Genomic DNA, 22,143 nt, shown 5'->3' with positions numbered 1-22,143 from the left:
CATGTCTGATCTCAACCTGACCAAACTGATCTTTGGGCGGCTGTCGCTGGAAGCAATTCCATACCACGAGCCCATCCTGATCGGCACCTTCGCCATGGTGGCGATCGGCGGCCTGGCCTTCCTGGCCGCGATGTTCAAATTCCGCCTGTGGGGCCCGCTGTGGCGCGACTGGATCACCTCCATCGACCACAAGAAAATCGGCATCATGTACATGGTGCTGGCGATTATCATGCTGCTGCGCGGCTTCGCCGACGCGCTGATGATGCGCGCCCAACAAGCGATCGCCTTCGGCGACAACGCCGGCATGCTGCCGCCGCACCACTACGACCAGATCTTCACGGCCCACGGCACGATCATGATCTTCTTCGTGGCGATGCCGCTGGTGACCGGCCTGATGAACTACGTGGTGCCGCTGCAGATCGGCGCTCGCGACGTGTCGTTCCCGTTCCTGAACAACTTCTCGTTCTGGATGACCACCTTCGGCGCCATGCTGACCATGGTCTCGCTGTTCGTCGGCGAATTCGGCCGCACCGGCTGGCTGGCCTTCCCGCCGCTGTCGGGCATCGCCGCCTCGCCGGACGTCGGGGTCGACTACTACATCTGGTCGCTGCAGGTGGCCGGGGTGGGGACCACGCTATCGGGCGTCAACCTGATCGCCACCATCGTCAAGATGCGCGCGCCAGGCATGAACCTGATGAAAATGCCGGTCTTCACCTGGACCGCGCTGTGCACCAACGCGCTGATCGTCGCCACCTTCCCGATCCTGACCATCACGCTGGCGATGCTGTCGCTGGACCGCATGGTCGGCACCAACTTCTTTACCAACGACCTCGGCGGCAACCCGATGTTGTACGTCAACCTGATCTGGATCTGGGGCCACCCTGAGGTGTACATCCTGGTGCTGCCGGTGTTCGGCGTGTTCTCGGAAATCGTCTCGACCTTCAGCGCCAAGAAGCTGTTCGGCTACACCTCGATGGTGTACGCGACCGTCGTGATCACCATCCTGTCCTACCTGGTATGGCTGCACCACTTCTTCACGATGGGCTCGGGCGCGTCGGTGAACTCGTTCTTCGGCATCACGACGATGATCATCTCGATCCCGACCGGCGCCAAGATCTTCAACTGGCTGTTCACCATGTACAAGGGCCGCGTGCGCTTTGACGTGCCGATGATGTGGACCGTCGGCTTCATGCTGACCTTCGTCATCGGCGGCATGACCGGCGTGATGCTGGCCGTGCCTCCAGCCGACTTCGTGCTACACAACTCGCTGTTCCTGATCGCCCACTTCCACAACGTCATCATCGGCGGCGTGGTGTTCGGCTGCTTCGCCGCGATCAACTACTGGTTCCCTAAAGCGTTCGGCTTCAAGCTGGACGAGTTCTGGGGCAAGGTCTCGTTCTGGTGCTGGCTGGTCGGCTTCTGGGTCGCCTTCACGCCGCTGTACGTGATGGGTTTCATGGGCGTGACCCGCCGCATGAACCACTTCGAAGATCCGTCGCTGCAAAAATGGTTCGTGATCGCCGCCATTGGCGCGCTGATCATCGCCGCGGGTATCGGCGCGATGCTGGTGCAGTTCTACGTCAGCTGGAAAAACCGCGAAGCACTGCGCGACGTGACCGGCGACCCATGGGGCGGCCGCACGCTGGAGTGGGCCACCTCGTCGCCACCGCCGGACTACAACTTCGCCTTCACGCCAGTGGTGCATGAGAGCGACAGCTGGGCCGACATGAAGGCCAACCACTACCAGCGTCCGACCAAGGGCTTCGTGGCCATCCACATGCCGAAGAACACCGCCGCCGGCTTCATCATCTCGGCGCTGGCCTTCGCGCTGGGCTTCGCCATGGTCTGGCAGATGTGGATTCCAGCCGGCCTGGCGTTCATCGCCATGATGGTTGCCATCATCACGCACACCTTTAACTACAAGCGCGATTTCTACATCCCTGCGGAAGAAGTCATCCGCACCGAAGAAGCGCATACTCGCCTGCTGGAAAGCCATGTCTGAAACTATCGCTAACGGCGCCGTGAGCGCCGACCCAAGCGCACGCTACTACGTGCGCGAACACCACCCGGAGAACGGCACGCTGCTGGGCTTCTGGCTCTACCTGATGAGCGACTGCCTGCTGTTCGCGGGCCTGTTCGCCGCCTACGCCGTGCTCGGCCGCAATTACGCGGGCGGCCCGACCGGCGCCGAGCTGTTCGACCTGCCGACCGTGGCGCTCAACACCGGCTTCCTGCTGATGTCGTCGATCACCTACGGCTTCGCCATGATCGCCGCGCAGCGCAAGAGCGTGAAGGGCACCATCGTCTGGCTGGCCATCACCGGCCTGTTCGGCCTGGCCTTCCTGTACCTGGAGCTGGATGAATTCGTTCACCTGATCCACGAAGGCGCCGGTCCGCAGCGCAGCGCGTTCCTGACCTCGTTCTTCGCGCTGGTCGGCACCCACGGCCTGCACGTGACGTTCGGTTCGATCTGGCTGGTCACGCTGATCTTCCAGCTGGCCAAGCACGGCCTGACGCCGGAAAACAACCGTCGCCTGATGTGCCTGTCGATGTTCTGGCACTTCCTGGACGTGATCTGGATCGGTGTGTTTACCTTTGTTTATCTGATGGGAGTCCTGCCATGAGCGCACACAATCACGACCACCACGGCCATGACGACCATGGCCACGGCCACGGCCACGATGACGTGCCGCACGGCAGCCTGAAGGACTACGCGATCGGCTTCGTGCTGTCGGTGATCCTGACCGCGATTCCGTTCTGGCTGGTGATGCACAAGGCCTTCGACAAGTCCAGCACCACCGCCGCGGTGATCCTGGCCTTCGCCGCCGTCCAGGTAGTGGTGCACATGGTGTACTTCCTGCACATGAACGGCAAGATCGAAGGCGGCTGGTCGCTGCTGGCGACCTTGTTCACGCTGGTGTTGCTGGTCATCGTGCTGGCCGGTTCGATCTGGGTCATGTACCACATGAACGTCAACATGATGCCGTCCATGGGTACGGACGTGCACAACATGCGCGACATGCAATGATGGACGGGCCATCGCGCCCACGTTCCAGCGCCCTGCGCATCATCCTGGCCATTGCGGCCGGGGTGATGTTTGCAGGGTTTTTTGCTTTGGGGACGTGGCAATTATTCCGCCTGCAATGGAAGCTGGCGTTGATCGAGCGCGTTGAGCAGCGCGTGCACGCGGCGCCGGTGGATGCGCCCGGCGTGGGCCAGTGGCCTGGGCTGAACGCCGAGGCCGATGACTACCGCCGCGTGCGGCTGAGCGGCCACTTCCTCAAGGGCTCGGACACGCAGGTGCTGGCCTCGCTGGACCGCGGCATCGGCTACTGGGTGCTGACGCCGCTGTGCACGCCGGACGGCGCCATCGTCATGGTCAACCGTGGCTTCATCCGCGCCGGTTCCGGCGGCTGGGCGCCACAGCCCGCGCCGCCTGCCGCGCCGGCCGATGCCTGCGCGCGCGGAGGCGACATGGTCACCGTCACCGGCCTGTTGCGGCTGGGCGAGGCGAGTGGACGCCTGCGCGCCAACGAGCCGGCCCGCAACTACTGGTACACGCGCGACGTGCAAGCCATCGCCCGCGCGCGCGGATTGCCGGCCGTGGCGCCGTATTTCGTCGATGCCGACGCCGCTCCGGGCGCGCCGGCGGAGGGCGAACCGCTGGGCGGACTGACGGTAGTTTCCTTCGTCAACAACCATTTGGTTTATGCTGTCACCTGGTACGCGCTGGCGCTGATGATTGTCGGCGGCGCCGCATGGGTCGTCCGCGAGGGGCGCAAATCAAAAGAACAAGCATAAATGGCAAGGAAAAACGACAATCCGTATGACAGGGGCCGGCCGAACGCGCCGGTCATCGAGCCGCTGGCCGAGGTGAAGGCCTCGGCCAACACCATCACCCACGCGGCCGGGCACAAGAACATGCAGCAGCTGATCCAGCTGCGCTGGATCGCCGTGATCGGCCAGATCACCACCATCTTCGCCGCCACGATGGTGTTCGACGTGCGCCTGCCGCTGCCGGCCATGCTCAACGTGCTGGCCTGCCTGATCGCCTTCAACATCGCCAGCACCTTGCGCTGGCAGGAAAACCAGGTGGTGTCCAACAGCGAGCTGCTGCTGGCGCTGACGGTGGACATCGCCAGCCTGACGGCTCAGCTCTACCTGAGCGGCGGCGCCACCAATCCCTTTGTGTTCCTGTACCTGCTGCATGTGATCCTGGGCGCGGTGCTGCTGGAGGCTTGGTCGACCTGGACCATCGTCGGCGTGACCGGCACCTGTATCGCCGGGCTGGCGCTGTTCTCCGAGCCGCTGTCGCTGCCGCTGGACCATGGGCGCGGCATCCTCAGCCTGTACGTGCAGGGCATGCTGATCTGCTTCGTGCTGGACGCGGCGCTGCTGGTCATCTTCATCACGCGCATCATGCGCAATATGCGGGTGACGGCCACCAAGCTGGCCGACCTGCGCCAGCGCGCCGCCGAGGAAGACCACATCATCCGCATGGGCTTGCTGGCATCGGGCGCGGCGCACGAGCTGGGCACGCCGCTGGCCACGCTGGCGGTGATCCTGGGCGACTGGAAGCACATGCCCGAGTTCAAGGCCAACGGCGAGCTGCTGGAAGAGATCGGCGAGATGCAGACCCAGCTCATGCGCTGCAAGTCGATCGTCAGCGGGATCCTGCTGTCGGCGGGGGAGACGCGCGGGGAATCGTCGGCGGCCACCACGGTCAACACCTTCCTGGCGGATTTGGTGGCGGAATGGCGGGTGGGGCGGCCGGTGGTGGAGTTCGAATACGACAACCGCATCGTGCCCGACCATCCAGTGGTATCGGACTCGACGCTCAAGCAAATGATCTGTAACGTGCTGGACAACGCGCTGGAAGCCTCGCCACAATGGCTGCGCATGGAGGCCAGCGTGAAGGACGAGCAACTGGTGCTGCAGGTGACCGACGCCGGGCCGGGCTTCGCGCCGGCGATCCTTGCGCAGCTGGGCAAGCCCTACAATTCAAGCAAGGGACGGCCGGGCGGAGGCCTGGGGCTGTTCCTGGTGGTGAACGTCGCGCGCACGCTGGGTGGCGCGGTGACGGCATCGAACCTGCCGCACGGCGGCGCGCTGGTGCGGCTGACGCTGCCGCTGTCCGAGATCGAAATCAAACCGGAAACGAATCAATATGACTACTGAAGAAGAACGCGTGCTGTTGCTGGTCGAGGACGACGCCGCCTTCGCCCGCACGCTGGGGCGCTCGTTCGAGCGGCGCGGCTACAAGGTGCTGCTGGCCGAAAACGTGGATGAAGCGAGCGGGCTGCTGGTCGATCACTCGCCGGGTTACGCGGTGGTGGATCTCAAGCTCAAGGGGAATTCATCGGGACTGGCCTGCGTGCAGATGCTGCACCAGCACGATGCGGAAATGCTGATCGTGGTGCTGACCGGCTTCGCCAGCATCAACACGGCGGTGGAAGCGATCAAGCTGGGCGCCTGCCAATATTTGGCCAAGCCCTCCAACACCGACGACATCGAAGCCGCCTTCGAGCACGTCGCCGGCGCCGCCGAGCTGGAGCTGACCAACCGCGCCACCTCGGTCAAAACGCTGGAGTGGGAGCACATTCACACCGTACTGGCCGAGACCGACTTCAACATCTCGGAAGCCGCCCGCCGCCTGGGCATGCACCGCCGCACCTTGGCACGCAAGCTGGAGAAACAGCGCGTCAAATAAAATTCGGCTCGAGCCCGACGTTCGCACACAAAATTGGGGTCAAGTCTGACATTCGGACACGGCCTCTGCTGTAGCGGCGCTGCTACGGCAGAGCTCGTGTCCGAATGTCAGACTTGACCCCAAATGTTTGGGTGGAAATTTTAGAGCCGCGTGACCGTCAGTTCCATTTCCATGTGCGACTTGTCATCCGTGTCGATCTTGATGGTGGCTGGTTCGCCCAGCGCTACCAGCAGGCCCGGCTTGCTGACTGGCTTGCCGGCGTGCTTGACGATGGCGCTGATGAACATCTTGCCGTTGTCGGCTGGCTTGAGCGTGAGCTGCGCCTGCCATTGCTGCACGCCTTCACCGCTGCGGAAACTTGCCGGCTCATCGCTGTGGGTATGCAGGTGTGGCGCACTCTTGGCGCCGTCCACGTTCAGTTTCACCGCGATGTCGTACAGCTCGCCTTTGGGGGCTTCCTGCGCCGCCCAGGCGGCCCAGCTGCCTGTCGCCATCGCGGCGGCGATCAGGAGGCGTCCGGTCATACGCAGGGCATACGGTGTGGTCTGGTTCAAGCTCATGATTCTCTCTTTCAGTGGATGGGTGGATTGCCATTGACATGCGAGGGGTGCTGCGTTTGCCGATAACTGGGTCTTGAGCATCGCGTTGGCGTAGCTGCGGCGCGCGTTGGGGTGGCGGCGCATGACGCCGGCATCGCAGGCCAGCTCCTGGTCCGCGCGCATCAGGCGTTCGGCGATATGGATCAGGGGATTGAACCAGTTCAGGCAGCGCAAGGCCGCGCCAGCTGCGTTGGCGACCGGGTCGCGGCGGCTGGCGTGGGTGCGCTCGTGCGCCAGGATCAGTTCCCGTTCCTGTGGCGTGTAGCGGTCGTCGAAGTCCGCCGGCACCACCACGATGGGCCGCCGCAGGCCGACCAGCGCGGGGCCGACGTCAAGCGAGTCCGCATAGGCGATGTCGCCGCGCCGCGTCAGCTTGCCGAGGCTGCGCAGGTAGGATCGCTGCCGGATTATCTGAAGCGCGGCGGCGCCCAAGGCGCCCGTCAGCCAGGCCAGGACGATATAGCCACGTACTCCCATCGATACGGAAACCGGCGCCAACTCGCGCATCGCTGCGGCGAACGACTGGGCTGATGGCGCGCCGTGCAGCACAAGTATGCTGCCTTCCGGCGCGGCGGGTATCAACGCGGCCAGCGCGCACATGGGCACCGCCAGCCAGGCTGCATAGGCGACCCCGGGACCAAAGCAGCGTCGCAGCGGCAGCCGCAGTGCGCACACCGCGATCACGGCCACGCTCAGCGTGACGCTGGCGCGCAGCACGGCGGGCAGCAGCGAAGGCAGCAAAGCGGGCAGCAGGGCAGCGATATCATTTGTCGGCATCGAGTTCTCCGATCAGCCGTTTAAGCTCCTGCAGGTCGGCCGCGCTCAATTTGCGATGGCGGCTGAAGTGCGCCACCATCGGCGCCAGGCGGCCGTCGAACAGCCGGTCCAGGAAGCCTTTGCTTTCGCTGTGCAGCCACTGTTCGCGCGTGATCGCGGTCGAGTAGAGGTAGCGCCGCCCGTCCTTCTGCACTTTGACGGCGTTCTTGCGCAGCAGCCGGTTCAACAAGGTCTTGACGGTGGATTCCTGCCAAGCGCGCTCGTCGCCGATGGCGGCGGCGACGTCCTCCGCGCTGCGCGGGCTGTGCGTCCACAACGCCTCCATGACAACCGATTCTGCTTCGCTGATCTGCGGGATGGCTTTCATATGCTCTTTCATTTACAGGTGTAATCGCTGTAAATGATTACAGTTGTAATCGAAGCTGTCAAGCGTTAAACTGAGAGCCATGACACAACAGACCTTACTGCCGGGCTTCGAGCCCGAACCACAGCTGACGGACCGCATCTTCTTCGCGGTCCTGCCGGACGCCGCGGCCATCGCCCGCATCCGCAACCTCACCGCCGACCTGAAGACCGCACACGCCATGCGCGGCCGCCCCATCGCCGATGCGCGCCTGCACGCCACGTTGTGCAACCTGGGCGACTTCCCCTGCATGCCGGACAGCCTGGTCGCGCGGGCAGGGCAGGCCGCCGCTTCGGTGGCGGCGACGACGGCGCCTTTCGCCGTCTGCTTCGACATGGCCCAGACCTTTGTCAACCGCGCCCGCAACCGCCCGTTCGTGCTGGCCGGCGGCGATGGCGTGAGCGGTCTTGGCTCCCTGTATAAAAGTCTCGCGACGGCCCTGCTCAAGGCCGGGCTGCCCGGCAATCCGCCGAGCTATACGCCGCACGTCACACTGCTGTACGATGATGTGACGGTCCCGCCGCAAGCCGTCGCTCCGGTCGAGTGGACGGTGCGCGAACTGGTGCTGGTCCACAGCCACATCGGCCAGAACCTGCCCTACACCGCATTGGGCCGCTGGAGTTTGCAAGGCTAACTTTCAAGGTGAGTCCATCATGCTGATCAGACGTTGCGCCGTGTTGTTCCTGGAACCCCGGGAGGATTTGGATATCGACTGGACAGCGCTGTTCGCTGGCGACGGCCCGCTCGGCGCGACCATGCGCTGGATGGCGCTGGCGCCGCATCTGGGCGAGGAAATCGAAGTCACGCTGGACGAGGTGGCGGCATTGGGCGGCATCGGCCTGACGCTGTGGCAGGAAAGCGCCGACTGCGCGCAGCAGTACGGCGCCGCCGTGATCGCCCGCCTGCTCGAATGCGGCCTGCTGATCGGCGACGACGCCCGCTTCCGCGAACGCGACGAAACGCTGCGCTCCCAGAACTGGCGGCCCTTGTCGGCCGCCGCGCACATGTTCAGCCGCTGGGGCGACATGCGGGTCGACAAGGGCATGCAGTTCCCCAGTTTCGAAGAACTGGTGGTCTCATACGGCACGCCACCCGGCCCGGTCATCGAACTCTGTGCCGAGGGCGAGGCCATCGCGCTGCCGTATCCCGACCGCGCGCGTCTCGACGACACGCTGTTCCAGCGCTACACCGGCCGCAATTTCGATCCCGCCGCCGTGCTGCCGACTGCCACCGTCGCGCGGCTGCTGCAGCGCGCCTTCGGCTCGCAGGGCGAGCGCGAAATGGCGCCCGATGCCTTCGTGCTCAAAAAGCTCAGCCCCTCGGCCGGCGGCCTGCATCCGGTGGAGGCCTACGTGCTGGCGCAGCGCGTCGAGGGCATCGTGCCCGGCCTGTATCACTACCATCCGGTGCGTCACGCCTTGGAGCCGTTGACGGCGATGGACACCGCGCAAACCGCGGAACTGGCGCTGCGCATGGTGGCCGACCAGGATTGGTTTGTCGATGCGCCGATGATGGTGGTGCTGGCGGCACGGGTGGAGCGCAACTTCTGGAAGTACCGCAACCACGCCAAGGCCTACCGCGCGTTGCTGCTCGATGCCGGCCACCTGTCGCAGACTTTCTATCTGCTGGCCACCGAGGCGGGGATGCCGGCCTTTGTGACGGCGGCGGTGAACGAGATCGATATCGAGCGGGTGTTCGGGCTCGATCCGTTGAAGGATATGGTGATCGCCGTATGCGGCTGCGGACCGGCGTCCGGCGCGCGGGATACGGTGGAATTGCGCTACGAACCGTAGGCCCCACCGTAACCCACGGGGCTAGCGCTGGCCCGACAGGAAGAACGGCACCGCGCCGGCGGCGTTTTCCAGCTTGCCCTTGATGGCGTGGCGGCTGGCGATGAAGACTTCCTTGGCGGGCAGGCTGCGCAGGGCGGGAATCTTGTCGGCATCGAGCTCGATGCCCAGGGTGCCCAACGCCAGTTGCGGATCTTTCAGAAAACTGGTGCGGAACTCGTCGTCGCCGGACAGCTTGGACAGCAGCAGATCGAGATCTTGCGGGGAGTGCATGGCCATGTCTGAACCTTTCGTGTGGGTGTATGGAAATGTCGCGTGTCGAAACGCAAGATCATCGTAGGCCAAAGCCGGCGCCATCTCAAGCGGATTCGTAACTGTCAAAACGCTAGCCAGTGCGGGCCAGTTCGGTGGCTCGATCGGGCGGCCCCTCCGCGTTCCCGCGCGCGCTTTCCATTACGACATCGAACGCCTGCGCGAAAGCCATCAGCAAATCGGTCAGCGCAGGGGGATCGTCGCGCAAGCGGTCTTCCAGCGCTGTGGCCGTCTCGAACAAATCCGTTGCCGATATGTTACCGGCCGCGCCGCGTATCTTGTGCACCTGGTCGGCCGCCTTCAGGAAGTCGCCGTGGTCGATTGCATCTTGAATCTGTTGCAAACTCGCACCGAAGTCCTTGGCGAACAGGCCCAGCAAGCGCTCCAGCAGGCGGCTCTGGCCGCCCAGCCGTTCCATCGCCGCCGCCATGTCGATGCCGCGCATCGTGATGGACGAGGCCCCGTCCGGCACGCCGCGGGCCGGCGCGGGATCGGCTGCCTCGGCGCGCGCCTGGCCCGGTTCGACCCAGGTCGCCAGCACCGCGTACAAGGTGTCGGGATCGATCGGCTTGGTCACGTAGTCGTTCATGCCCATCTCGAGGCAGCGCTCGCGGTAGCCGGCCACCGCGTGTGCGGTCATGGCGATGATGGGCAGCTTGCCGTGGGCCTGGTCGGCGCGGATCAGCGCCGTGGCCTGGTAGCCGTCCATGTCCGGCATCTGGATGTCCATCAGCACCGCGTCGTAGGCGCCGGCGGCGGTCATGCGCGCGGCCTCTTCGCCGCTGTTGGCCAGGTCCGCCTTGACGCCGGCTCGCTGCAGGATCTCGCTGGCCACCTGCTGGTTGATACTGTTGTCGTCCACTACCAGCACGTGCGCGCCGCGGATGCGCTGCACCGCCAGCGACGGCGGCGCCGCCAGCTTGACGGCCTGCTGGCCGCTTTCGATGCCCAGCGCCGCCAGCACCGCGCCGCGCAGCAGGTAGGGACTGGCCGGCTTGTCGATGAAGGGCATCACGCGGCTTTGTTCGGCGGTGGCGCGATCGTGCTCGCGCGCGTAGGCGGTCACCATCAGCACCGCCGGCACCGCCGACAACTGCGGATCATCGGCGATGCGGTGCAGGGTTTCGATGCCGTCCAGGTCCGGCATGGCGGCGTCCATCATCAGGATGTCGTAGGGTTCCAGCTGCATGGCCGCCACCGCCGCCGTGCCCGAGGCCACCGCGCGCGGCTTCAGGCCCATGCTGGCCAGCTGGATCTTGAGCATGTGGCGCACCGCCTCGCTGTCGTCCACCACCAGCACGCGCTTGCCCAGCACCGACGGCGGCAGCGGCGCCTGGCGCGGCGTCTGGTCGGCGGCCGGCTGCAGCGCGACGGTGAAACTGAAGCTGCTGCCGACGCCTGGTTCGCTGTCGACCTGGATCACGCCGCCCATCTTGCGCACCAGCTGCTGCGAGATGGCCAGCCCCAGGCCGGTACCGCCGTACAGGCGCGTGGTGCTGGCGTCGGCCTGGGCGAAGGCCTGGAACAGGCGCGCCTGCTGCTCGCTGCTGATCCCCAGGCCGCTGTCCTCGACCACGAAGCGCAGCGCCACCGGCGTCTGGCCAAAGGCGTCCACTGGCACCGGTGCGCCGTGGTCGCGTTCCACGCGCAGCTCGATGTGGCCGCGCGCGGTGAACTTGAGCGCGTTGCCGACCAGGTTGACCAGGATCTGGCTTAGCCGCAGCGGATCGCCCAGCAGGTTGGACGGCACGTCCGGCGCGGCCCAGATCACCAGTTCCAGTCCGCGCTCGGCGGCGCGCCACGCGAACAGGTCGGCCAGCTGGCTCAGGGTGTCTGGCAGGTCGAAGGGCAGGGCTTCCAGTTCCAGCTTGCCCGATTCGATCTTGGAGAAGTCCAAGACGTCGTTGATGATCTCCAGCAGGCTCTGTCCCGCGCGGCCGATCTTGCGGAAGTAGTCCAGCGGCTGCGGCGGCAGGTCCAGGTGCGTGCCCAGGCCGGCGAAGCCGAGGATGGCGTTCATTGGCGTGCGGATCTCGTGGCTGATGTTGGCCAGGAAGTCGCTCTTGGCGCGGGTGGCCGCTTCGGCGTTGGCGCGCGCCTGTTCCAGCAGCCGCAGCGCGCGCGCCTTCTGGTAGGCCGACACGAACGGCTCCTTCAGCGCCTTGAGCAGATCGAGGTCGCTGGCGGCGAAGGTGGCGCGGTACTGGTAGTTCTTGAACACCAGGTAGCCTTCGACCTGGCCGTCGATCACCACGCGCACCGACAGCAGGGCGCACACGTCGCCGGGCAGCGTGTGCCGACGGTGGACTTCGAAGATGTCCGGCGCGATCATGCAGTCGGCCGGCGCGTAGCGCAGCTCGGCCTGGCGCAGGTCGATGTTGTAGGCGTCCGCCGCCGTGTCGATGCGGCCCCACGCCGCGCGCAGCGACAAGGTCTCGGTGCCGGCCTCGCGCACCAGCGCGATCGCCGAATCGATGCCTTCGATGACGGTCGATTCGTGCAGGATGGTGTGCAGCAGCGCGTCGAAATCGAGCTGCTCGTTGATCGACTTGACGATGGCGTTGAGCTTTTCCAGGTGCCGTGTGCGCGAGTAGACCAGTGCCTGCAGCTGCTCGCCCTTGTGGTGCAGCTGCCGCACGCGCCAGCGCACAAGCCCCCACGTCAGCAGGCAGGCGGCGGCGAGGTAGCAAAGCCACGCCCACCAGGTCTGGTGCCAGGCCGGCAGCACCACCACGCGCAGTTGCAGCTCCTCGGTGTTCCACATGCCTTCGCGGTTGCTGCCCCGCATGCGCAGGCGGTAGACGCCGGGCGGCAGGTGCTTGTAGGAGGCGATGCGCCGGCTGGCGTCGGCCTCCACCCAGTGCTGGTCGAAGCCTTCCAGCAGGTAGGCGTAGCGGTTGCGCTGCGGGGCCGAAAAGTCCAGCGCCGCCAGTTCGACTTCGAAGCCCTGGTTCTCCGGCTTGAGGGTCAGCGTCGGACCCTGGTCGCTGGCCATCTGCCCGGGTGTGATCGTCTGCTGGTCGCGCCGCACTGCGCTGATCACCAGCGGCGGGCGGAAGCTCCAGTCGCTCAGCCTTCCAGGATAGACCACCGCCATGCCGGCGGTGGCGCCGAACACCAGGTCGCGTTCCGGCGTGACCGTGCTGGCGCCGATGAAGAAGGTGCGGAACGCCAGGCCGTCGGCGCGGGTCAGCGCGCGCGCCTTGAACGAGTCCACGTCGATCACGGCGATGCTGTCGGCGGTGGCGGCCCAGATGCGGCCGACGGGATCGGCCTGCAGCGACATGATGCTGCCGGCCGCCAGCCCGCCCAGCGTGGCGATACGGTGGAACACCGGCGCGCCATGCACATCGCGTCCGGTCATCACGCAGATGCCACCGCCGTAGGTGCCCACCCACAGGCGGCCGCGCGTGTCCAGCGCCAGCGAGAGGAGGACCGCCTCCGACAGCGCGGACGGCAGCTCGGGGTGGGCGTAGATCTGTTCCACCTTGCCGCTGTCGGGATCGAGCCAGTTCAAGCCGTTGCGGGTGGCGATCCACAAGCCGCCGCCGGCGTCGGGCACCACCGCGTGGACGCGGTTGTCGGTCAGGCCGCCGGCGTCGGCCGCACCCTGCACGTAGCGGCGCACCGTGCCCGCGACCGGATCGTAGCGCAGCAGGCCGTCGAAGGTGCCCAGCCAAAGTTCGCCCTTGCGGTTCAGGATGGTGCCGACGCGCGGCGAGGGATTTGGCTCGGGCAGCGCGATGCGGCGAACCCCGCGCGCGCCGTCGCGGGTGCGGTAGAGGCCAAGCTGGGTGCCGATCCATGCCTCGCCGCCGCCGGCTTCGGCCAGCGACAGCACCATCCGGTTGGGCAGCGCGCTGTCGGGATGGGCGGGGTCGGGACGCAGCGCGGCGCGGCGCGAACCGTCGGCCCGCACGATGTCGATGCCCTGGTCGGCCAGCGCGATCCACACCTGGCCCTGGTGGTCGGTCATCAGCGCGGTGACCGCCGCTTCCGGCGCGCCCTGGGCGCCGAACACCGAGTCGACGCTCTCGTTGTGGGGATCGAACAGGTCGACGCCACGCTCGGTGGTCACCCACATGATGCCGCTGCGGTCGCGCAGCAGCGCGGCGGCGCGGTCGTTGCTCAGGCTTAGCGGCACCGCCGGCTGGTGCAGGATGCGGCGCCCCTGGCCGTTGCGGAACTCCACCACGCCGCCGCCGTAGGTGCTGGCCCACCAGGTGCCGGGCGTGGATTCGACCACCGCCAGCACCATGTTGGCCTGGAGTTCCTTGACGCCGGCGATGGTGAGCAGGTGGCCCCGGTCCGAGCCCGCGTCGACCACGCCGACGCCGCTCTTGAGCGTGCCGAAGGCGATCTGGCCGAAGCTGTTCTCGCCGAGCGACATGACGGTGTCGCTCCAGGCGCCGTGGGCGTCGCCGCTGACGGCGACCGGGGTGATGGCGCCGCCGTCGCGCAGGCGCGACAGGCCGGTGGCGGAGCCTATCCACAGCGTGCCGGCGCGGTCCACCAGCAGGGCGCGGATCTGATTGTCGGGCAGGCCGGGATGCTCCTCGTGGCTGTAGAGGCGCACCGTGCCCTGGACGGTGTCGTAGTATTTCAGGCCCTTGGCTGTGCCCAGCCACAGGTTGCCCTTGGCGTCGCTGGCGATGGCGCTGATCTGGCCCGTGCCCAATTCGTCGCTGGGGCGGCTGAATTGCTCGGTGCGGCGGTCGAACATGCTCAGTCCCGCCGCCGCCGTGCCCACCCACAGCCGGCCGCGCACATCGACGTGCAGTACCTGGACGAAATCGCCGGGCAGCGAGGCCGGATTGGCGCCATCGTGGTGGAAGCTGCGCATGTGATAGCCGTCCCAGCGCGCCAGGCCGCTCTGCGTGCCGACCCAGATGTAGCCGTCGCCGTCCTGCGCCAGCGTCAGGCCGATCGGGTGCGGCATCCCTTGTTCCAGGCCGAGGTGCTCGAACAGGGGCGTGGCCAGCTGGTCCCAGCGCCCCGGGGCGGCCATGGCGGGCCCGCACAACATCATGCAGGCCGCCAGCGCCGCCAGCAGCCAGCGGCGCGCGGCGGGACGGTGCGGTGTGGCGGCGTGGACGTTCAAATCGGGGCGCGCTCCAGAAAGGTACTTCCAGCATACGGAAATGCCGGCGGAAAGTCCATGCAAAGCACGTTGGGCGCCGCCCTTGTACAATCGTCACATGGACGAGGATAGCGATATGAAACCGGAAATATTGGTGCTGGCGGCGAGTCCGTCGGCGGCGGTGATGGAGCGGCTGGAGCAGGCGTTCCACTGCCATCATCTGTGGCGCCAGCCCTGCGAGGCGCAGCCGGAATGGCTGGCCGCTGTGGCGCCGGCGATACGCGGCGTGCTGACGACCGGCGCGATCGGCATCGGCCCGGCGCTGCTGGAGCAGTTGCCGCGGCTGGAGATCGTCGCCGTCAACGGCATCGGCGTGGACGCGGTGGCGCTGGACGCGACCCGCGCGCGTGGCATTTTTGTCACCAACACGCCGGGCGTGCTGACCGACGACGTGGCGGATCTGGCATTGACGCTGCTGCTGTCGGCGGCGCGCCGGCTTCCGGCGCTGGACCGGCATGTGCGCAGCGGGGCGTGGGAGCGCGGTGTGCCACTGACGCCCACGCGCGCCTTGCGCGCCAAGGTGTGCGGCGTGTTCGGTTTCGGGCGCATCGGCCAGGCGGTGGCGGCGCGGGCGGCGGCTTTCGGCATGCGTACGCGCTACTTCCAGCCGCGCGCGGTCGACGGCGTGGCCGTGGTGCGCTGCGCCTCGCTGCTGGAACTGGCGCGGGCCAGCGATTACCTGGTGGTGTGCGCGCCCGGCGGCGCGGCCACGCGGCACGCCGTCAACGCGGAGGTGATGGCGGCGCTGGGTCCGGAGGGGACCCTGGTCAATGTCTCGCGCGGGTCGCTGGTGGACCAGGAGGCGCTGGTCGCCGCGCTGCGCGACGGCGCGCTGGGCATGGCGGCGCTGGACGTGTTCGACAACGAGCCGCACGTTCCGGCCGCGCTGCGCGAGCTGGAGAACGTGGTGCTGACGCCGCACGTGGGCAGCCTGACCGTGGAGACCCGCCACGCCATGGGCCAGCTGGTGGTCGACAACCTGCTGGCCCACTTCGGCGGCCAGCCGCTGTTGACGCCCGTGCCGTGACGGCCGGTTAGATCAATGGCACGGAGCTGACACGTCTTCGGGCGCCGGAGGGGTGGCGGCGGGATGCGGCGTTGGCAGCGGCGCGTGGACTTTGACGCAGTTGCGGCCGGCCCGCTTGGCGGCGTACAGCGCTTCGTCGGCGTGGCTGTAGGCGGTTTCGAAGCTGGTGCCGGCGCGGTTCCAGCTCAGGCCCACGCTGGCCGTGATCTGGCGGTCGATGGGCGCGGCGAACACCTGGTCGGCGATGGCGTCGCAGATGCTGGCCGCCACCTGCTGCGCCTCGTCGATGGAGCTGGTCGGCCACACCACCGAGAACTCCTCGCCGCCCACGCGGCCTATCGCCACGTCGGGGCCGAGCAGCGCCTGCAGGCAGCGCACCACGGTCTGGATCACGGCGTCGCCCGCCGGATGGCCGAAATCATCGTTGACCCATTTGAAGTGATCGATATCGAGCACGATCAGCGCCATGTCGCCGCGCGCCAGGCAGCCGCTGGCCTGCTCGATGACGGCCGCTCGGTTGAGCGCCCCGGTCAGCGGATCGTGGGTGGCGCGGTATTCCAGCTGCTGCGCCAGTTCGTGCAGCTGGCGGTTCATCTGGTTCATATCCAGCTCGGCGCGGTCGCTGCGGCGGATCAGGCGGCGGCTCTCGCGCATCAGGCGCTCGTAGTGGACGATCATCTCGGCCAGCGCCGCGCGGGCGTCGGCGCGCGGATCGGCGTGGGCGGCCCTGGCGTTGGCCAGCGCCGCGCTCTCCAGCGCAAACAGGTCGGCTTCGTCGCGGCCGGGAATGGACATCATCAGTTGCTCACCGGGTGGTCGTGGAAGTCCAGCGCGCCGAAATCGTCCTGCAGCTCCTGGCCGAATTCGAGGATGGTGTCGTCGTCCTCGTCGTGGTACCAGTTCAGGCGCACCTGGTTGCCGTCCATCGCGGCCTTGTTCAGCGCGTCGAAGAAGGAGAACAGCATCTTGGTGCTGGAGCTGTTGAAGTAGGCCAGCGAGACGTTGACCGTGATGCTGGCGTCATTGCAGGCGTCTAGGTAGGCCTGCACGCGCGCGATCACCGGGCCGTAGAAGGCGGCGGCGTTTTCCGGATAGGACTCGCCCTTGATCGACAAGGTGTCCTGGTCGAAGCGGAAGTCGATCTCCGGCGAGGTGGGCGAGGCGCTGATGTAAAGTGGTTCCATGACTGTTCCAGTACTTTTTAAATTATCGCTTTGATGCAGAACACCGTGGTGCCTGGGTTGTGCGCTTCCTGCACGAACTCGAACTCCAGCGGTTCGCTGGCGTCGCGGGCCATGGTCAGGAAGCCCAGGCCCGCGCCCTTGCTGTCGGCCGGCGTCTCGTCGCGCAGCGCCTTCTTGTAGGCGGACTTGATCTCTTCCATCGTCATGGTGTGCAGCGGCTCCAGGCGGCTGCGGATGCGCTCCACGTTGGCGCTGTCGACCGGATTGGCGCACAGCAGGAAGAAGCTGTCGTCCTTCATGCCGATGCAGAACGAGCCGCGCCGCATCTGGTTGTCGCTTTGTTCGTGCGGTGTGAGCGTGTCCGACGAGTAGTGCATGATGTTCTGCGACATTTCGACGAAGGACGAGAAGATGCGGCGCCGCGTCGGCCCCGCCGCGCCGGCCGTGTCCAGCCGCGCCTTGATGGTCTCGGAGATGGCGGCCACCACGTGCTGCGAGAAATAGCCCACGTAGAAGAAGATGATGTGGCGCTTGCGGGCCACGTCCCAGAAATCGTTGAATTCTTCGTACAGCAAAATCGGCGCTCCTATGGGCGGAAACAGAAAAAGGTCAGGTCGTCGCGGCGCGGTTGTCCGCCTTGCCACGCCTGGTAGTCGGCCAGCATGGCGTCGCTGACGTCGCGTGCGCCGGCGCCGCGCTGGGCCAGCAGCACATCGCGCATGCGGCGCTTGCCGAAGGCGATGTCCTTGGCGCCGCCGATCTGGTCGATCAAGCCGTCGGTGGTCAGGAACAGCAGGCTGCGTTCCGGGATGGCGATGGTCTTGTTGGTCCACGCGTAGTCGAGCGGCGTGTCGACGTAGCCCACGCCCATGCGGTCGCCGTCGATCGTTTGCACCGCCTGCTGGTCGGGACCGAGCTGGAACAGCGGCAGCTTGGCGCCGGCGAAGTGCAGCTGGCGGCTGGCGTTGTCGAACCACAGGAAGGCGGCGTCCATGCCGTCGTTGGAGGCGGGCGCGCCGTGCAGGCCGTGGCGTTCGTCGACCTGTCCCAGCATGCTCTTGACGCCGCGATTGACTTCGGCGATCAGCGCGGCCGGATCGCGCGGACCCAATTGCTGCAAGGCCTGCGCCAGGGTCGACGAGGAAATCAGCGTCATGAAGGCGCCCGGCACGCCGTGGCCGGTGCAGTCGGCGATGGCGGCGAACCAGCCGTCCGGGTAGTGCGCGAAGTGATAGAAGTCGCCGCCGACGACGTCGCGCGGCTGCCATTCCAGGTGGGCGTCGTTCAGGGCCTCGCGCAGCGCCAGGTCCGAGGGGCGCAGCAGCGAGCGCTGGATCACGCTGGCGTAGTCGATGCTGTGCATGATCTGGCGGTTCTTCTCGGCCTGCATGTTGGCCACCACGTTCATCAGCTGCAGGCCGAAGCCGACGCCGGCCAGGCCGCCGTCGCGGGTGACGATGAAGCCGTCCGCCAGCGCCTTCTCGCCCGACTCGACCGCGCGGAAGGTCAGCGCCTCGATGCTCAGGGCGGCGTCGACGATCAGCGGTTCCTTGTCCATGAAGGCGATGCAGCTCTTCTTGCCGTACAGCTCGTGGTAGAAGGGCTTGGACATCTGCGACATGAAGATGTTGCGGCTGATGAGGCCGATAGGTCGGTCGCCCTCGATCACTGGGAGGCTCATCAAGTCGCGTCGTTCGGTGAACAGCTCCAGCACGCCGAAATTGCTGGTGTCGGACGGCACCGAGACGGTCTCGACGCACAGGTCGGCGGCGACGGACAGGCGGAAACGGGGCAGGTGCAAACGAGAGGCGTTGAACTCCACGGGCTGTAACCTTTGGTTGACTTCAGTGCCCGTAATGCTAGTGGGAAATTGTTACCGGGCTATTACATCTTAACCAAAAGAAAAGAGTGTTATCAGTCTGCGCACAAGGACAGCATGAAGCCCAGGTGCTGGCTGATGGCGCCGCGTTCGGCGTCGACGCGCTGCGGCTCGCCCTCGGCGGCGAATTCCTCGCGGATGGCGTGGCACTGCGCCAGCGTGGCGTCGAGCGAGCGCAGCATGCCGTGCAGGCCGGCCTCGTTGTACCAGATGTGCAACAGCTTGCTCAGCGCGAGCACGGCGTCTTGTTCGGATTTCAGCAGTTCGGCTTCGGCGATCGGGAGTGTGCTCACGGTTTTCATGGGAGGCGAGTATGAGGAACCAGTATATACGAGTCATTCGAAAAGTTGCTCTACAAAAATACCTTTTGTTTCGTAATAAACATATGACGAAAGATTGCCGTGCGGTAATAACAGCGTCATATTTGCCCTGCATACTGGCGCCATCTTGATCGAAACGCACTTCTTTTATTGAAAAGTCATGAAAATCCCTAAGCTGAATACCGGTGTACGCGTGATGGCCTCGTTTGCGGCCTTGTTGTTGTTGATGGCGTGCATGTCGACGGTGGCCCTGTGGCGCTTGCAGACCGCCAACGACACCACCTCCAACCTGGTCGACGAAAAGCTGGCCAAGCAGCAGCTCACCTCCGAACTGCTGGGCATCGTGGAATTGAACGGGCTGCGCGCCACCTCCATCGCGCGCAGCGATAGCCTGGAAGTGGGGGACATCTTCCAGGCCCAGCTGACCGCCGGCGAGAAGCAGGCCAGCGCGATGGAAGCCAGGCTGGCGGCGATGCCGGCGCCGGGCGCGGAAGCGGAGCTGTTGCGCGCCGTCGCCGCCCGCAAGAGCGCCTATCTGGCGCTGCGCACGGAGCTGTTCAAGTTGAAGGATGGCGGCCGCACGCAGGAAGTCGGCGATCTGCTGGACAACAAGATGGCGGCGGTGTTCGGCGCCTATACCGGCGCGCTGGACAAGCTTCTGGCCTACCAGACGCAGCAGGCCAAGGCGCTGGCGGCGCAGTCGGCCAGCCAGTTCCAGGGCAGCCGTGTGCTGCTGGTCGTCATGGGACTGGCGACCCTGGCGCTGGGCGCGGTGCTGGCGCTGGCGCTGACCCGCAGCATCGTGCTGCCGCTGCGGCGTGCGGTGGCGTTGGCCGGACAGGTGGCGGCGGGCGAACTGCACGTGGCCATCCAGCACGGTCGCAGTGACGAGATGGGCCAGCTGTTCGATGCGCTCAGCCACATGACCGGCCGCCTGGCCGAAACGGTCGGCCGTGTGCGCGACGGCGCGGTGGCCATTGACGCCGCCTCGCGCGAAATCGCCAACGGCAATATGGATTTGTCGCGCCGCACCGAGCACCAGGCCGGCGCGCTGGAGGAAACGGCGTCGGCGATGGCGGAGCTGACGGAGGCGGTCAAGCAGAACAGCGGCAACGCGCGCCAGGCCAACCGTCTGGCGGAGTCGGCGTCGGACGTGGCGGGCAAGGGCGGGGCGGTGGTGTCGGAGGTGGTGCGGACCATGGCCAGCATCAACGAGTATGCGCACAAGATCGTCGACATCACCAGTGTGATCGACGGTATCGCTTTCCAGACCAATATCCTGGCGCTGAACGCCGCGGTGGAAGCGGCGCGCGCCGGCGAACAGGGACGTGGCTTCGCCGTGGTGGCGTCCGAGGTGCGCAATCTGGCGCAGCGCTCGGCCAGCGCGGCCAAGGAGATCAAGCAGTTGATCAACGAATCGGCCGAGCGCATCGCCAGCGGCAGCGAGCTGGCGCAGACGGCCGGCGCGACGATGGCGGAGATCGTGCTGAGCGTGGAGAAGGTGACCGGCATCATGGCGGCCATCAGCGCCGCCAGCGCCGAGCAGGAGCACGGCATCGAGCAGGTCAACGCCGCCATCGGCGACATGGACGGCGTCACGCAGCAGAACGCCGCGCTGGTCGAGGAGGCCGCCGCAGCGGCCGATGCGATGCAGGACCAGGCGAGCGAGCTGGCGCAACTGGTGGGTTCCTTCAAGATCGAAGGCGGCGCCTGGAGCAAGCAGCGCGTGCATCAATTGCCCGTCGGCGCTCCGCGCAAAGCCTTGCCACGGCCGGAGGCGGAGCGCCTGCGCCGCGCCGCTTAATTCGAGCGGTGTAGCTGCTTAAAGACGGCTTCCTTCTTCTTCAAGTCTTCGCCATGCAAATCCCTGAAGATGCGGAGATACAGATTCTTGTCCATCGTCTCTTCGCTGATGCCGGAGCACTCGAGCAGCTTGTCCACCGCATGTATGCGGGGTAATTGTTCGGTTTCCGTACGAATCATGCCCTGCAAGCCAGAGATGAGTTCATCGCTGAAAATGGGAGGCACGTAATAGGCCGCTTTGGCTCTTAGCCGGGGATCGGGGCTGCCCAAGAAATGGACGAAGATGGAAAGCAGACTGTCGTCATTCTCAATGTAGTACAGATTCCATGCGGCGGAGATTTCGGCCTCTCCAATCAGCGTGCCCTCCGTCAGCATGCGCTTGACCGGTTCCACGGCGCGGGCGCGATTTGCGCGGAAAAGTCCCTTCACGCTCTCTTCGCTCCCGCCTGACTTGACACGAGCCAGGAGAAAGTCGAACGCCATGTCTCTTTCCTCGGCGGTCATCTCGGTAAAGTAGCTTTCACTTATTCCGTCCAGCCGCTCTTTGTTGTACATCGAAAAAAAGTCCAGGAAATTCTGATAAGCGCTCATGATCTCAGTTCGTCAACTCGTTTTAACGTCATCTCTCTAGTCCCCGGGTCTGCACTATGCAGGCCTTTGTAAATGCTGGAAAAATCCGCTTTCCCAATTGATTCACGCGAAATTCCGTGGCACTCCAGGAGTTTGTCCACAGCGTGTATTCGTGCAAGCTGCTCGGTCTCGGTACATATCATTCTTTGAAGGGCGGATTTGTATTCACCCGTCAGCTTGATAGCCGGAGCGTAGTATGCGGCCTTTTCTCTTAAGTCCTGGTCCGGACTGCCCATGAACCGAATGAAAACCGCCAATAGCCGGTCGTCCGGTTGTACAGCCCAAAGATGCCACGCAGCGGCAATTTGCGCCTCGCCGCTCAACGTCCCGGCTTCCAACAAGCGCCTGACGGGTTCAATGGCACGCTCATGATTTGCCCTGAACAGTCCGTGTATGCTTTCCTCGCTGCCGGCTCGCTCGATACGCGCCCAGAGAAAGTCGAAGGCCTTTTCTCTTTCCTCCCGCGTCATGGCGGTGAAATAGTCCACACCAAGGCCGTCCAGACGTTCCTTGCCATGCATGGAAAAGAAATTCAGAAAATCGTCATATGCTGTCACTGTTTTTCTCTT

21 protein-coding genes are annotated in these 22,143 nt (G+C 65.7%); 10 read left to right on the top strand and 11 right to left on the bottom strand.

Translation table 11 applies throughout. From position 1 onward, the window contains the following. Position 1: 1 nt before the first annotated feature. Genes cyoB through ACUJB0_RS02385 form a run of 6 tightly spaced genes read left to right on the top strand, consistent with a single transcriptional unit; the run spans position 2 to position 5,710 of the window. Positions 2-2,002 carry a cytochrome o ubiquinol oxidase subunit I gene (gene cyoB / locus ACUJB0_RS02410; protein ID WP_444843817.1) on the top strand — a complete coding sequence of 667 codons (2,001 nt, stop codon included), beginning with the start codon at positions 2-4 and terminating at the stop codon, positions 2,000-2,002. Next, complete coding sequence (cyoC, locus tag ACUJB0_RS02405; protein ID WP_117010842.1) at positions 1,995-2,624, top strand: cytochrome o ubiquinol oxidase subunit III; 630 nt, start codon at positions 1,995-1,997, stop codon at positions 2,622-2,624. Before cyoB ends, cyoC begins: the two co-directional genes overlap by 8 nt. Further along, entirely contained in the window at positions 2,621-3,028 is a 408-nt protein-coding gene (cyoD, locus tag ACUJB0_RS02400; RefSeq protein ID WP_444843816.1) for a cytochrome o ubiquinol oxidase subunit IV, read from the top strand. The genes cyoC and cyoD overlap by 4 nt, the downstream gene beginning before the upstream one ends. Further along, positions 3,025-3,801, top strand: a complete 777-nt coding sequence (locus tag ACUJB0_RS02395; protein ID WP_444843815.1) for an SURF1 family protein — start codon at positions 3,025-3,027, stop codon at positions 3,799-3,801. Before cyoD ends, ACUJB0_RS02395 begins: the two co-directional genes overlap by 4 nt. Continuing rightward, positions 3,802-5,178: an ATP-binding protein gene (locus ACUJB0_RS02390; RefSeq protein WP_444843814.1), complete on the top strand. Its 1,377-nt coding sequence runs from the start codon at positions 3,802-3,804 to the stop codon at positions 5,176-5,178. Then, the gene (locus ACUJB0_RS02385; protein ID WP_117010834.1) at positions 5,168-5,710 is read left to right on the top strand and encodes a response regulator transcription factor; all 543 of its coding nucleotides are present in this window, start codon (positions 5,168-5,170) and stop codon (positions 5,708-5,710) included. The genes ACUJB0_RS02390 and ACUJB0_RS02385 overlap by 11 nt, the downstream gene beginning before the upstream one ends. Before the next feature lie 140 nt (positions 5,711-5,850). On the opposite strand, the gene ACUJB0_RS02380 is transcribed toward ACUJB0_RS02385, so the two are convergent. Both ACUJB0_RS02380 and ACUJB0_RS02375 read right to left on the bottom strand, forming a co-directional pair. After that, on the bottom strand, positions 5,851-7,086 hold the full coding sequence (locus ACUJB0_RS02380) for a M56 family metallopeptidase (protein ID WP_444843813.1): 1,236 nt from the start codon (positions 7,084-7,086) through the stop codon (positions 5,851-5,853). Then, the gene (locus ACUJB0_RS02375; protein WP_444843812.1) at positions 7,073-7,453 is read right to left on the bottom strand and encodes a BlaI/MecI/CopY family transcriptional regulator; all 381 of its coding nucleotides are present in this window, start codon (positions 7,451-7,453) and stop codon (positions 7,073-7,075) included. The genes ACUJB0_RS02380 and ACUJB0_RS02375 overlap by 14 nt, the downstream gene beginning before the upstream one ends. Positions 7,454-7,532: 79 nt before the next feature. On the opposite strand from ACUJB0_RS02375, the gene ACUJB0_RS02370 reads away from it, so the two are divergent. Beyond that, positions 7,533-8,123 (top strand): 2'-5' RNA ligase family protein, encoded by a 591-nt coding sequence (locus ACUJB0_RS02370; protein WP_444843811.1) that lies wholly within the window; start codon positions 7,533-7,535, stop codon positions 8,121-8,123. A gap of 19 nt (positions 8,124-8,142) precedes the next feature. Further along, the gene (locus ACUJB0_RS02365) at positions 8,143-9,282 is read left to right on the top strand and encodes a putative peptide maturation dehydrogenase (RefSeq protein WP_444843810.1); all 1,140 of its coding nucleotides are present in this window, start codon (positions 8,143-8,145) and stop codon (positions 9,280-9,282) included. Between the two features lie 21 nt (positions 9,283-9,303). On the opposite strand, the gene ACUJB0_RS02360 is transcribed toward ACUJB0_RS02365, so the two are convergent. Together ACUJB0_RS02360 and ACUJB0_RS02355 are read right to left on the bottom strand one after the other, a co-directional pair. Beyond that, positions 9,304-9,558, bottom strand: coding sequence for an NHLP-related RiPP peptide (locus tag ACUJB0_RS02360; RefSeq protein WP_161087428.1), 255 nt, complete (start codon positions 9,556-9,558; stop codon positions 9,304-9,306). 106 nt (positions 9,559-9,664) lie between these two features. Next, positions 9,665-14,692 (bottom strand): response regulator, encoded by a 5,028-nt coding sequence (locus tag ACUJB0_RS02355; protein WP_444843809.1) that lies wholly within the window; start codon positions 14,690-14,692, stop codon positions 9,665-9,667. Between the two features lie 115 nt (positions 14,693-14,807). On the opposite strand from ACUJB0_RS02355, the gene ACUJB0_RS02350 reads away from it, so the two are divergent. Further along, positions 14,808-15,758, top strand: a complete 951-nt coding sequence (locus ACUJB0_RS02350) for a 2-hydroxyacid dehydrogenase (RefSeq protein ID WP_444843808.1) — start codon at positions 14,808-14,810, stop codon at positions 15,756-15,758. Positions 15,759-15,770: 12 nt separating this feature from the next. Here ACUJB0_RS02350 and ACUJB0_RS02345 read toward each other — a convergent pair whose 3' ends face one another. From ACUJB0_RS02345 to ACUJB0_RS02325, 5 genes are all read right to left on the bottom strand, one after another. Continuing rightward, positions 15,771-16,556, bottom strand: coding sequence for a GGDEF domain-containing protein (locus ACUJB0_RS02345; protein ID WP_444843807.1), 786 nt, complete (start codon positions 16,554-16,556; stop codon positions 15,771-15,773). Further along, positions 16,556-16,942: a DUF1987 domain-containing protein gene (locus ACUJB0_RS02340; protein ID WP_444843806.1), complete on the bottom strand. Its 387-nt coding sequence runs from the start codon at positions 16,940-16,942 to the stop codon at positions 16,556-16,558. The genes ACUJB0_RS02345 and ACUJB0_RS02340 overlap by 1 nt, the downstream gene beginning before the upstream one ends. A 17-nt stretch (positions 16,943-16,959) precedes the next feature. Next, positions 16,960-17,517 carry a SiaB family protein kinase gene (locus tag ACUJB0_RS02335; protein ID WP_444843805.1) on the bottom strand — a complete coding sequence of 186 codons (558 nt, stop codon included), beginning with the start codon at positions 17,515-17,517 and terminating at the stop codon, positions 16,960-16,962. Between the two features lie 11 nt (positions 17,518-17,528). After that, positions 17,529-18,743 carry a SpoIIE family protein phosphatase gene (locus ACUJB0_RS02330; RefSeq protein WP_444843804.1) on the bottom strand — a complete coding sequence of 405 codons (1,215 nt, stop codon included), beginning with the start codon at positions 18,741-18,743 and terminating at the stop codon, positions 17,529-17,531. A 113-nt stretch (positions 18,744-18,856) separates the two neighbouring features. Further along, positions 18,857-19,114: a hypothetical protein gene (locus tag ACUJB0_RS02325; RefSeq protein WP_444843803.1), complete on the bottom strand. Its 258-nt coding sequence runs from the start codon at positions 19,112-19,114 to the stop codon at positions 18,857-18,859. Between the two features lie 187 nt (positions 19,115-19,301). Here ACUJB0_RS02325 and ACUJB0_RS02320 point away from each other — a divergent pair, with 187 nt between their 5' ends. Continuing rightward, positions 19,302-20,945, top strand: a complete 1,644-nt coding sequence (locus tag ACUJB0_RS02320) for a methyl-accepting chemotaxis protein (RefSeq protein WP_444843802.1) — start codon at positions 19,302-19,304, stop codon at positions 20,943-20,945. Here the strand turns inward: ACUJB0_RS02320 and ACUJB0_RS02315 are convergent. Both ACUJB0_RS02315 and ACUJB0_RS02310 read right to left on the bottom strand, forming a co-directional pair. Continuing rightward, entirely contained in the window at positions 20,942-21,535 is a 594-nt protein-coding gene (locus ACUJB0_RS02315; protein ID WP_444843801.1) for a hypothetical protein, read from the bottom strand. The genes ACUJB0_RS02320 and ACUJB0_RS02315 overlap by 4 nt on opposite strands. Next, complete coding sequence (locus ACUJB0_RS02310; RefSeq protein ID WP_444843800.1) at positions 21,532-22,131, bottom strand: hypothetical protein; 600 nt, start codon at positions 22,129-22,131, stop codon at positions 21,532-21,534. Before ACUJB0_RS02310 ends, ACUJB0_RS02315 begins: the two co-directional genes overlap by 4 nt. Positions 22,132-22,143: the final 12 nt, after the last annotated feature.

It is taken from the genome of Duganella caerulea (assembly GCF_040362985.1).
GTDB lineage: Bacteria > Pseudomonadota > Gammaproteobacteria > Burkholderiales > Burkholderiaceae_D > Rugamonas > Rugamonas vulcania.
Note: the sequence above shows the minus strand (reverse complement) of the source record. Positions and strands in the feature narration are given on the sequence as shown.

Coding starts and splice junctions, on each gene's coding strand:
- ACUJB0_RS02390 (WP_444843814.1), top strand. CDS start 3,802: ATGGCAAGGAAAAACGACAATCCGTATGACAGGGGCCGGCCGAACGCG.
- ACUJB0_RS02360 (WP_161087428.1), bottom strand. CDS start 9,558: ATGGCCATGCACTCCCCGCAAGATCTCGATCTGCTGCTGTCCAAGCTG.
- ACUJB0_RS02370 (WP_444843811.1), top strand. CDS start 7,533: ATGACACAACAGACCTTACTGCCGGGCTTCGAGCCCGAACCACAGCTG.
- cyoD (WP_444843816.1), top strand. CDS start 2,621: ATGAGCGCACACAATCACGACCACCACGGCCATGACGACCATGGCCAC.
- ACUJB0_RS02350 (WP_444843808.1), top strand. CDS start 14,808: ATGAAACCGGAAATATTGGTGCTGGCGGCGAGTCCGTCGGCGGCGGTG.
- ACUJB0_RS02315 (WP_444843801.1), bottom strand. CDS start 21,535: ATGAGCGCTTATCAGAATTTCCTGGACTTTTTTTCGATGTACAACAAA.
- ACUJB0_RS02365 (WP_444843810.1), top strand. CDS start 8,143: ATGCTGATCAGACGTTGCGCCGTGTTGTTCCTGGAACCCCGGGAGGAT.
- ACUJB0_RS02385 (WP_117010834.1), top strand. CDS start 5,168: ATGACTACTGAAGAAGAACGCGTGCTGTTGCTGGTCGAGGACGACGCC.
- ACUJB0_RS02320 (WP_444843802.1), top strand. CDS start 19,302: ATGAAAATCCCTAAGCTGAATACCGGTGTACGCGTGATGGCCTCGTTT.
- ACUJB0_RS02345 (WP_444843807.1), bottom strand. CDS start 16,556: ATGATGTCCATTCCCGGCCGCGACGAAGCCGACCTGTTTGCGCTGGAG.
- cyoC (WP_117010842.1), top strand. CDS start 1,995: ATGTCTGAAACTATCGCTAACGGCGCCGTGAGCGCCGACCCAAGCGCA.
- ACUJB0_RS02340 (WP_444843806.1), bottom strand. CDS start 16,942: ATGGAACCACTTTACATCAGCGCCTCGCCCACCTCGCCGGAGATCGAC.
- ACUJB0_RS02395 (WP_444843815.1), top strand. CDS start 3,025: ATGATGGACGGGCCATCGCGCCCACGTTCCAGCGCCCTGCGCATCATC.
- ACUJB0_RS02380 (WP_444843813.1), bottom strand. CDS start 7,086: ATGCCGACAAATGATATCGCTGCCCTGCTGCCCGCTTTGCTGCCTTCG.
- ACUJB0_RS02375 (WP_444843812.1), bottom strand. CDS start 7,453: ATGAAAGCCATCCCGCAGATCAGCGAAGCAGAATCGGTTGTCATGGAG.
- cyoB (WP_444843817.1), top strand. CDS start 2: ATGTCTGATCTCAACCTGACCAAACTGATCTTTGGGCGGCTGTCGCTG.